Source organism: Arthrobacter sp. Cr_A7 (assembly GCF_029222765.1).
Taxonomy (GTDB): domain Bacteria; phylum Actinomycetota; class Actinomycetes; order Actinomycetales; family Micrococcaceae; genus Arthrobacter.
In genome coordinates this window covers 1-9,457 of the sequence record NZ_JARHXQ010000368.1, presented here as the reverse complement: position 1 = coordinate 9,457, position 9,457 = coordinate 1, and the positions used below count along the sequence as shown (strand labels likewise).

Annotated in this window: 8 protein-coding genes and 1 pseudogene; 2 read left to right on the top strand and 7 right to left on the bottom strand. The window is 67.4% G+C overall.

From position 1 onward, the window contains the following. The 7 genes and pseudogenes from P2Q66_RS21720 to P2Q66_RS21690 form a co-directional block, all read right to left on the bottom strand. Positions 1-317, bottom strand: a pseudogene (locus P2Q66_RS21720) (L-asparagine permease); the annotation flags it as partial. 73 nt (positions 318-390) lie between these two features. Next, complete coding sequence (locus P2Q66_RS21715; RefSeq protein WP_275731463.1) at positions 391-1,374, bottom strand: glutaminase; 984 nt, start codon at positions 1,372-1,374, stop codon at positions 391-393. Beyond that, positions 1,371-2,969: a helix-turn-helix domain-containing protein gene (locus tag P2Q66_RS21710; RefSeq protein WP_275731461.1), complete on the bottom strand. Its 1,599-nt coding sequence runs from the start codon at positions 2,967-2,969 to the stop codon at positions 1,371-1,373. The genes P2Q66_RS21715 and P2Q66_RS21710 overlap by 4 nt, the downstream gene beginning before the upstream one ends. 192 nt (positions 2,970-3,161) lie before the next feature. Continuing rightward, on the bottom strand, positions 3,162-3,920 hold the full coding sequence (locus tag P2Q66_RS21705; RefSeq protein WP_275731459.1) for a maleylpyruvate isomerase family mycothiol-dependent enzyme: 759 nt from the start codon (positions 3,918-3,920) through the stop codon (positions 3,162-3,164). Beyond that, positions 3,920-4,744, bottom strand: a complete 825-nt coding sequence (locus tag P2Q66_RS21700; protein ID WP_275731457.1) for a fumarylacetoacetate hydrolase family protein — start codon at positions 4,742-4,744, stop codon at positions 3,920-3,922. The genes P2Q66_RS21705 and P2Q66_RS21700 overlap by 1 nt, the downstream gene beginning before the upstream one ends. After that, a complete protein-coding gene (locus tag P2Q66_RS21695) occupies positions 4,744-5,874 on the bottom strand; it encodes a cupin domain-containing protein (protein ID WP_275731456.1) in 1,131 nt (376 codons plus the stop codon). The genes P2Q66_RS21700 and P2Q66_RS21695 overlap by 1 nt, the downstream gene beginning before the upstream one ends. Before the next feature lie 116 nt (positions 5,875-5,990). Then, positions 5,991-6,797 (bottom strand): IclR family transcriptional regulator, encoded by an 807-nt coding sequence (locus tag P2Q66_RS21690; RefSeq protein WP_275731455.1) that lies wholly within the window; start codon positions 6,795-6,797, stop codon positions 5,991-5,993. A 48-nt stretch (positions 6,798-6,845) separates the two neighbouring features. On the opposite strand from P2Q66_RS21690, the gene P2Q66_RS21685 reads away from it, so the two are divergent. Both P2Q66_RS21685 and P2Q66_RS21680 read left to right on the top strand, forming a co-directional pair. Then, complete coding sequence (locus P2Q66_RS21685; protein WP_275731454.1) at positions 6,846-8,186, top strand: aromatic acid/H+ symport family MFS transporter; 1,341 nt, start codon at positions 6,846-6,848, stop codon at positions 8,184-8,186. Further along, positions 8,183-9,442: an FAD-dependent monooxygenase gene (locus P2Q66_RS21680; protein WP_275731452.1), complete on the top strand. Its 1,260-nt coding sequence runs from the start codon at positions 8,183-8,185 to the stop codon at positions 9,440-9,442. The genes P2Q66_RS21685 and P2Q66_RS21680 overlap by 4 nt, the downstream gene beginning before the upstream one ends. The last annotated feature ends 15 nt before the right edge of the window (positions 9,443-9,457 follow it).

Sequence of the window (9,457 nt, the reverse complement as noted above, 5' to 3'; positions counted from 1 at the left end):
CGGGCGTAGGAGACGAAGGAGCCCGAGGAGGGCCGGTGCAGGACCAGTTCGCCCAGGGCGCGGAGGATCAGGAACGCGAAGAACCCGCAGACCGCGTAGGCGATGACCAGCGACGGGCCGGCGGCGTTCAGGCGGCCGCCGGCGCCCAGGAACAGGCCGGTACCGATCGCACCGCCGATCGCGATCATCTGGATCTGCCGGGGTTTGAGGTTCTTGTGGTAACCCTTGTCCTCGGCATGCAACGCCGACTCAGAGGCATGCGCATGGCCGCCGTAGAGCTGGGAAATCTCAACCTCGTCATTGGGGTTGTTGGGCATGGGTGATCCTTTCGATACGGAGAAGATCGTGCTGGTTGGGGAAAGAAGCTGTGGGGAGTGCAGCGGGGGAACGCTAGAAGACGGACCAGCCGGTGCGGTCCGAAAGATCGGCAAGGGCGGCGGTGCCGGCCAGGGAGTTGCCCTTGGCGTCCAGGCGCGGGCTCCAGACGCAAATGGCGCATTGGCCCGGGACGATGACCAGGACGCCGCCGCCCACGCCGCTTTTGCCGGGCAGGCCCACACGGTAGGCGAACTCGCCGGCGGCGTCGTACATGCCGCAGGTGAGCATGATGGACCCGATCCGTTTCGCCTCGCTCCTGGACAGGACGGTGCCTTGCGTGCCCTGGCCGTTGTTGGCAAGGAACAGTCCGGCCCTGGCCAGTTCAACGCAGGTCATCATGATGGAGCACTGGCGGACATAGTTGTGGACCACGGCTTCGGCCGGGCGCCGAAGGTTGCCGAAGTCCTTCAGGAAGTGGGCCAGGGCGAGGTTGCGGCTGCTGCGGGCCAGCTCGCTGGCCGCGGCAGCCTCGTCGATAAAGGGTCCCGCTGCCCCGGACCCTGCCATTCCGGAAGCTGCCATTTCGGAAACTGACTGACGGTTCCCCGCCTGTTCGGTGACGAACCGCAGAAGCTGCGTGGCGGCGTCGGACGTTTCTTCCATCAGGTGGTCGGTGACCACCAGGGCCCCTGCATTGATGAAGGGGTTGCGCGGGATGCCGTGCTCAACCTCCAGCTGCACCAGCGAGTTGAAGGACGTTCCGGACGGTTCGCGCAGGACCCGGGACCAGAGGCTTCCCGGATTGCTCCCCTGGAGCGCCATGGCCAGCGTAAAAACCTTGGAGATGCTCTGGATGGAGAAGGGGACGTGCGCGTCGCCGGAGCTGAAGACTTCGCCGCCGGTGGTGGCAACGGCTATCCCGAAGCTGTCGAAAGGCACGTTCGCCAGGAACGGGATGTTGGTGGGGACAGTGCCGGACTCCTGCCGGGGGCGGTGGCTGCGGACGATGTCATCGAGCAGCGGGCCCAGGGGCGGCGCTTCGAGAAGTGTGGTCATTTCCTGCCTGAACGATCGTTGTGCGCAGCGGCCCATTCCTGGAGGTGGAGCATGGCCACCAGCGCGTCGCGCGGGTTGCCGAAGTCCAGGCCTGTGGAGCGGGCGGCCTTGCTGACGCGGTAGTAGACGGTGTTTTTGTGAAGGGCCAGGCGCCGTGCGCACTCGGCAACGTCGAACGACGCGTCGAAGTACACCCGCAGGGTTTCGGCGAGTTCGGCGTCCCCCTGGAGCAGCGCCGCCAGGCTGCGGTGGCGGAAGGGCGAGGAGGTGAAGTTCGTGACGGCTTCGCGGAACAGGATTTCGCCTTCGAAGTCGTCCACGGTTGCCACGGCGGCGTCCGGTGACGTGGCAACGCAGGCCAGCAGGGCCTCGGTGATGCGGGTGGCCGAGTGGATGGTGAGCAGGTTCGGCACCACGGGGCTGATGGCCGCGAACGGACTGATGCCCAGATGCTTGCGGGCGTCGCGGACGATCGCCTCGGCAAGCGTGCGCAGCCCCGGTTCCACGGCTGCCGACTGCAGGCCCGGGACGATGACGGCGGTGTCCCCGTTGAACTGCCCGACGACGGCGGACGCCTTGTAGGCAGCGGCGTGGATGGAGGCGAGGTTGGCCAGTTCGCCGTGCTTGAGTGCGGCGTCGTCGGCCTGGGATTGGGCGTCGGACATGCCGATCAGGATCAGCGCGGCCGGGTGCTCCGCCGGGATCTTTTCGCTGTGGGCGCTGGCTGCCGCCTCGGCCGGACCGGACAGGATCCGGACAATCCGGTCTTCGCGCATGTGCACCGATTGCTGGTTGCGGTAGCGGATCAGCTCGGCCGAAACGCGGGCGGCGGACCCGGTGAGGACATAGTCGACGTCCTGCCCGAAGCCGTCCCCGGTTTCCTGCAGCCAGATGTAGCCCATGATGCGCTCACCGGCGAAGAGCGTGATGGCAACCCGTTCCCGCAGCCCGTCCTGCGGGCGTGCCGGAACACGGACCGGCAGCCGGGTGCGGTGAAGTTCGCGGTAGGCGCCAAGGTCTTTGAGCAGCAGCTCGTATTTCCGCGGCCCGCGCCGTGCCAGGATGGAGGCTTTCCGCAGCTCGTCGATGTCGTTGGAGACGGTGGAGTAGGCCAGGACCTTGTTGGCGGCATCCTCGATGACCACGTGGCTTGAGGTCAGCCGGGCCGTGGTCTGGGCGATGGCAAAAAGGTCCTCTTCCAGCAGCGTGAGGACTTCGCTCTGGTAGCTGGGCGGCTGGATGCGGTCCTTGGCGATGGACAGCAGCCGGTCCCAGTCGGCGCCCGGATCCACCAGGAGCAGCCCGGTACCCGCGGCGTGGAGCAGTTCTTCGGCTTCGGCGAGGTCTTCGCGGCTGCCTTTGACGGCAACCACCGGCGGCGGGTTCCGCAGGAGCCTGCGGAGCGCGGGCAACGCGGACCGGCCCCGCACGCCGATCAGGAGGACAAAGGCCCCGCCGGCGTCGGCGGTTTCATCGTCGGCGTCCAGGATCAGGAACCGTTCGATGGCAGCGCCGGCCGGGCCGGGCCGCAGGATGAGGCTGGCGAAACCCAGGGGGAGATCCGAGAGGATGTCGTCCACCGTAACCGCGGCCATGGGGTTCCTTTTGCGCTCGATCCGTCCGGACGGCTCTGTCCGGTCACATCATGGTATCCAGCGCGGAGGGCCTTAAATATGGAACCCGGTCCAACTCGGGCGGCCGTTCTTTGGTCGGCGTTCCGAGGAACCGGGTTCCGTACCTGGGGTCGAAAAACCGCAGGTCAGAGCAAGCAGGTCAGAGCACGCAGCTCAGATCCAAGCAGGTGCCGCGGGCGCCGGTGTGACCGGGCCGCCGTTGTGCCAAGCGGAGGTCCCGGCTGTGCCGCGGCCGGTGGCCCACTGCGCGATGGCGGCGAGGGGGCCGGAGACCACCAAGGGTGAGGCGGACGCGGCATCCCCGAACAACAGTGCGGCGGGCTGTCCGGCGACTTCCACCCTCAGGCCCTGGTCGGTGCCGCGGGTGGCCCAGGCTCCGGTGACGTCCTTGAGGATCCGTGCCAGGACGGGTTCCGGGATCTCGGCGAAGGAGGCGCCGTTGTCCAGGTCGACGGCGTGGAGCCAGACTTCGCGGGTGCGCATCCAGACGGTTTCCTCGGCAGGAACAACCCTTCCCTGGGCTGTTTTGACCTTGTTGTGCCAGGCGTCGGCGGGCAGGTCGCGCCATTCAACGTTCAGGTGGATGGCGGAGTGGTCGAAGAGGTTCCGCAGCGCGATGGGGCTGAGTGTGGAGCCAAAATCGATCTCGTGGTTCCGGGCCTCCGGGGAGGCATACATTGGAGTTTCGATGCCGGTGGCGGCCCATTCGATCAGCCGTGCGATGGCCCGCGCGTTGTAGCCCACATGTGCCACGACGTGCCGGCGTGTCCAGCCCGGCAGCAGCGATGCGCCGTCCAGGTCCGCGTCGGAAAGCTCGTTGAGCTTGCGGGCGAAGAACGCGGTGCCCCGGCGCACCTGGAGCAGTGCGTCCAGGAGCGCCGGGTCCTTCGTCTGGTCGTGGCGGGCTGCCATCAGGCTTCCTTGACCACGCGGTTGGTCAGCTGTCCCAGTCCATCGATCGTGGTGACCAGGACCTGGCCTTCCTGCAGGTAGCGCTTGGGGTCCTGTGCGTGCCCCACGCCGCCGGGGGTGCCGGTGGCGATGACGTCGCCGGGGTTCAGCGTGATGATGGTGGAGATGTAGGACACCAGGAATTCGGGGGTGAACACCAGGTCCGAGGTGGGGGTGGACTGCTGGACGTCGCCGTCCACCGCGGAGGTCATGAGCGGGCCGGGGGTGAATTCGTCCTTGGTGACCAGGGCGGGGCCGAACGGGGTGGACTTCTCCCAGGTCTTTCCCTGCAGCCACTGGATGGTGCGGAACTGGTAGTCCCGCATGCTGATGTCGTTCAGGACGGCGTAGCCGGCGATGTGGTCCGCGGCGTCGGCTTCGCTGATGCGGCGGCCCTGCTTGCCGATGACGACGGCGAGTTCGGCTTCCCAGTCCACGGTGTCTGATTCCTGCGGGAGGGCCAGGTCGTCGTTGGGCCCGATCAGGGATTCGGCGTACTTGGCGAACAGGGTGGGGTATTCGGGGACTTCGCGGCCCATTTCCTTGATGTGGTTGCGGTAGTTGTGGCCCACGCAGATGATCTTCCCGGGGGAGGGCACGACGGCGGCGAGGTCGGCGCCGTCGAGGGCGTGCCTTGCGCCGCTGGCGGCCTTCGCCGTGCTTTCCCAGGCGGGGTCCTGCAGCAGGGCGCCGACGTCGACGAACCCGGAAATTTCGGTGAGGGTGTCGCCGTCCTGGCGGACCGCCGTCGTGCCTTCGGAAGTGCGGAGGGTGAGGAGTCTCATTACTTGGTGCGTCCTTCGGTGTAGGTGCGGTTGAAGTTCAGGCGTTCAAAGATGGGGGCGTCGCTGAAGCGGAAGAGGTCGAATTCGGTGCCGGCCTGCAGGGACCATTCCTGCCAGGAGGGGACGACGAACAGGTCGCCCTTGGCCAGGTTTTTGGGTTCACGGTTGAGCACCACGGTGCCCGTGCCTTCGAAGACCTGCCAGACGCTGGACCCCACCTCGCGGAGGGGTTCGGTGGCGGCGCCGGCGCGCAGGCGGTGGAACTCGGCGCGGATGGTGGGCATCACATCCCCGCCGGTGGTCGGGTTGGTGAAGCGGACGGCGGCGTGGCCCTGGGACACGGTGGCGGGGTGACCCTCGTCCTCCAGCAGGAGCTGTTCACGGAGCGCGGCGTCCGTGTGCTCCCACCGGTAGGCGGCGATGGGCGAGTTGGTGGTGTCATCCAGGCCGGAGAGCGGGCGCAGGCCGGGGTGGGCCCAGAGGCGTTCGGAGCGGGAGATGTCCGGGGTGGCTTCGTCAGTGACCCGCTCCGTGCCGAACTCGAAGAACCCGGCGTCCGTGTAGTGGACGAACGGGATGTCCAGGCCGTCGATCCACGCCATCGGCTGGTCCGTGTCGTTGTGGTGGCCGTGGAAGTTCCAGCCTGGCGTCAGCAGGAAGTCCCCGCGGCGCATGGCCACCGGGTCCCCGTTCACCACGGTCCACACGCCTTCGCCCTCGGCGACGAAGCGGAAGGCGTTCTGCGAGTGCCGGTGCTCGGGGGCGGTCTCATGGGCGCCGAGGTACTGGATGGCGGCCCACAGCGTGGGGGTTGCGTAGGGGGTGTTGCCCAGGCCCGGGTTGGCGAGGGCAATGGCCCGGCGTTCCCCGCCCCGGCCCACGGGCACCAGGTCACCGGCGCGGGCTGCAAGCGGGTATAGGTCGCTCCACCGCCACACATGGGGCACAGCCTTTGGCGACGGGACCATCGGCATCAGGTCCGCGATCTCCTTCCACAAGGGGATCAGGTTTTCCCTGTCGAAGTCCTTGTAGAGCTGCTCAAGCTGGGCAGCCTCTTCGGGAGTGGGGTCCGGAAGGGACATTCCCTGGGCTACGGACTCGTGCGTGTGGTTTTCAGCGCTGATGGACACGGTGGCCTTCTCCTTGCATGCGGACTGGTTGCGGCGTGCATTCGACACTAAGGAGAGCGGAGTGTGATCCCCATCTAATTCTGGTCTGCAGAAATTGATGTGGGGACGGGACCTGCTTAGGTCCGGGCGGCGGGGTCCACCGGATTGGCCGCGATGTCGATCTCCAGCTGCCTCCGGGTTTCCATCATCACCGCAACGAGGCCGGCATCGAACAGGCGGCGGAACCTGGCCACCGGGGTTGCGACGCTGATGGCGCCCACCACATTGCCCCGGCCGTTATGGAGGGCTACACCGAATGCGCTGATCCCTTCCTCGGTGCCCTCGAAGTTCGCCGCGAACCCGTTGCTGCGGATGGTTTCCAGTTCGCGCAGGAAGCCGGGGTATTCGTCATCCGGAATGTTGTCGCCGCCGATTTCGGCGTTGGGGCTGCGGAACAGCTGTTCGAGCATTGCCGGATCCAGTTCGGCCAGCATCGCCTTCCCGCCCGAGGCCTTGTTGGCCGGCATAACTGTTCCCTGGCGGTCGCCCACCCGCAGCGTGTTGGTGCCTTCAACGGTGTCCAGGAAACGCACCTTGGTTCCCACCCTGATCATCAGGTTCACGGTTTCGCTGGTCCGGGAGCTGAGCAGCTCCATATGCGGCTGGGCCAGTTCACGCAACGGCCGGGTCCAGTTGACGCCCGCCGGGCCTGCGCCCATCGCCGGACCGGGAACGTAACGCCGCGTTTCGTCCTGCACCGCAAACCCCCGGTACACCAGCATGGCCAGCAGCCGGTGGGCGGTGGACGGCGCCACTTTCAGTTCTTCGGCGGCGTCCTTGAGCCGGAGGCTGCCGACGTCGCGCAGGAGCTGGAGGAGCTGCAGGGCGTTGTCCACGGCCTCGATGGGGTACGTGGGCATCCGGCGGGCCGGAAGATTCTGCATACCAGAATCTTATAGGCGGTGCGGGGGAGCGGCCAGCACAGTAGTGGGATGAATCACACACCTTCCGCTGCAGTGCCGCAGCGCCCATCTGCGGGCACCATACCCGCCGGCACGGGTCCCGGGACTGCAGGCTCCGGGCCGGCCGCGTTTCCCAGGCGTTCCGTCATGGCCGTCCTGGTCTGCTGGCTGTTGGTCGTCTTCGACGGCTACGACCTCATCGTCTACGGGACAGTGCAGGGATCCCTGATCAATGACACCGATTGGGGCCTGACCAAAGCCACGGCGGGGACCGTCGGGTCCATGGCCTTCATCGGCATGATGATCGGTGCAATCTTCGCCGGCCGGATGTCCGACAGCTGGGGCCGGCGGCGGACCATCCTCGGGTGCGCGGTGGTTTTCTCCGTGTTCACCATCCTGTGCGCCTTCGCCCCGAACGCTCCGGTGTTCGGCGGCCTGCGGCTGCTCGCCGGAATAGGACTGGGCGGCCTGGTGCCTTCCGCCAACGCGCTGGTGGCTGAACTGGTGCCGGCAAAGTGGCGGTCCACCATCGCCACCCTCATGATGTCCGGTGTCCCCATCGGCGGTTCCATCGCGGCCCTGGTGGGCATCCCGCTCATTCCCGCCTTCGGCTGGCCCATCATGTTCCTGGTGGCCGTCCTCGCGCTGGTGGTGGTCATTCCGCTGGGCCTGCGCTACCTGCCGGAGACACTGCCGCCGGCGGTAACTGGCGTAGCCGGGGAAACCGGAACCGCCGGGAACGGTGCCGGGAAGGAGCCCGTCGGTTTCGGATCCCTGCTCCGTGCACCGTTCATCGGCATGAGCGTGCTGTATGCCATCGCGACGCTCGTGACGCTGTTCGCCTGGTACGGGCTGGGGACGTGGCTGCCGAACCTCATGCAGCTTGCGGGCTACAACCTGGGCTCCGCCCTGACGTTCGCGCTGGCGCTGAACCTCGGAGCGGTGGCCGGTTCGGTGATCACCGCCTGGGCGGGCACCCGCTTCGGACCCATACCCACGGCCATCGCGGCAGCCGCCGTCGCCGCCGCCGGACTGCTGGTCCTGGTCACGGGGCCGCCGGTCGCCGTCGTCTATCTCATGCTGGTGCTCGCCGGGGTGGGAACGCACGGCACCCAATGCCTCATCATCGCCGCGGTGGCCAGCCACTATCCGGCGCACCTGCGGGGCACGGCACTCGGCTGGGCACTCGGCGTCGGCCGGATCGGCGCCGTCGCCGCTCCGCAGGTGGGCGGGCTGCTGCTCGCAGCGGGCCTGGGCGTCAACTCAAACTTCCTGGCATTTGCCGGGGCAGCCGCCGCAGCAGCCGTGCTGCTCGGAATCATCGGCACCAAAATCGCATCGACCACCAAAGCAGTAGGAGTTTCACAATGACCAACATCAAAGCGTCCACCGATGTCCTGGTAGTGGGCGGCGGCATGGCCGGGCTTGCCGGGGCGCTCGCCTTGAAGGAGAACGGCGCCGACGTCACCCTGGTGGAGGTGGCCCCCGCCTTCGGCGAAGTTGGCGCCGGACTCCAGATGGCACCCAACGCCTCCCGGGTGCTCAAGCGCTGGGGCCTGCTGGAGAAGGCCCTGGAGATCGGCGTGCAGCCCAAGCACCTGGTGTTCCGCGACGCCGTCACCGGCGAGGAACTGACCCGCCAGACCCTGGGCGGTGAATTCGAGGAGCGCTACGGAGCCCCCTACGTGGTGATCCACCGCAGCGACCTGCACCGGATCCTGCTCGAAGCCTGCCAGGCAGCCGGCGTCACCCTGGTCAACGACGTCCTGGTACAGAAGGTGGAGACCGACGGCGGCAAGGCCCGGGCCTACACCGCCGCCGGCGCAGTGTACGAGGCAAACGCAGTCCTGGCAGCAGACGGCCTGAAGTCCACCCTCCGTGGCACCGTGGCCAATGACGGTCCCGTCTCGTCGGCCTACGTTGCCTACCGCGGAACCGTGCCCATCACGTCCGAGACCCCCGCCGCGGACCTCGAGGACGTCATTGTCTACCTCGGGCCGAACTGCCACCTTGTCCAGTACCCGCTGCGCAAGGGCGAGCTGCTGAACACCGTGGCGGTCTTCAAGTCCGCCTCCTTTGAACGGGGTGAAGAACAGTACGGGGGCGTTGACGAGCTTGAGGCCGCCTATGCCGGCTGCGTCCCCGCCGTGCAGGAAGCCCTGAAGAATTTGGCCACCGGCATCCGCTGGCCGATGTATGACCGGGATCCGATCGAAAACTGGGTTGCCGGCCGGATGGCACTCATCGGGGACGCCGCGCACCCGATGCTCCAGTACCTGGCGCAGGGTGCATGCCAGGCCCTCGAGGATGCAGCGGTCCTGCAGGACACCACCCGCGGCAGCGTCTTCACCGCCGACGGCATTGACGCAGGTGCGTGGGAGACTGCCTTCCGCGATTTCAACGAGGCCCGCGCCGCCAGGACTGCCCGGGTCCAGCGGACCGCCCGGATCTGGGGCGAGTCCTGGCATGTGGACGGTGTGGCCCGGGTGCTGCGGAACATGCTGTTCAAGAGCCGTGGCGACAACAACTTCCAGTACAACGACTGGCTGTACGGCCGCGGCGAGCCGGGCATCCCGGTTGAGGTTCCCGGCCAGGCGCCCGCCCACGCGGTCCTGGCAAAAGCCTAAGCAGCAGGCCCGGAA

Coding starts and splice junctions, on each gene's coding strand:
- P2Q66_RS21690 (WP_275731455.1), bottom strand. CDS start 6,797: ATGCAGAATCTTCCGGCCCGCCGGATGCCCACGTACCCCATCGAGGCC.
- P2Q66_RS21685 (WP_275731454.1), top strand. CDS start 6,846: ATGAATCACACACCTTCCGCTGCAGTGCCGCAGCGCCCATCTGCGGGC.
- P2Q66_RS21705 (WP_275731459.1), bottom strand. CDS start 3,920: ATGGCAGCCCGCCACGACCAGACGAAGGACCCGGCGCTCCTGGACGCA.
- P2Q66_RS21700 (WP_275731457.1), bottom strand. CDS start 4,744: ATGAGACTCCTCACCCTCCGCACTTCCGAAGGCACGACGGCGGTCCGC.
- P2Q66_RS21680 (WP_275731452.1), top strand. CDS start 8,183: ATGACCAACATCAAAGCGTCCACCGATGTCCTGGTAGTGGGCGGCGGC.
- P2Q66_RS21710 (WP_275731461.1), bottom strand. CDS start 2,969: ATGGCCGCGGTTACGGTGGACGACATCCTCTCGGATCTCCCCCTGGGT.
- P2Q66_RS21715 (WP_275731463.1), bottom strand. CDS start 1,374: ATGACCACACTTCTCGAAGCGCCGCCCCTGGGCCCGCTGCTCGATGAC.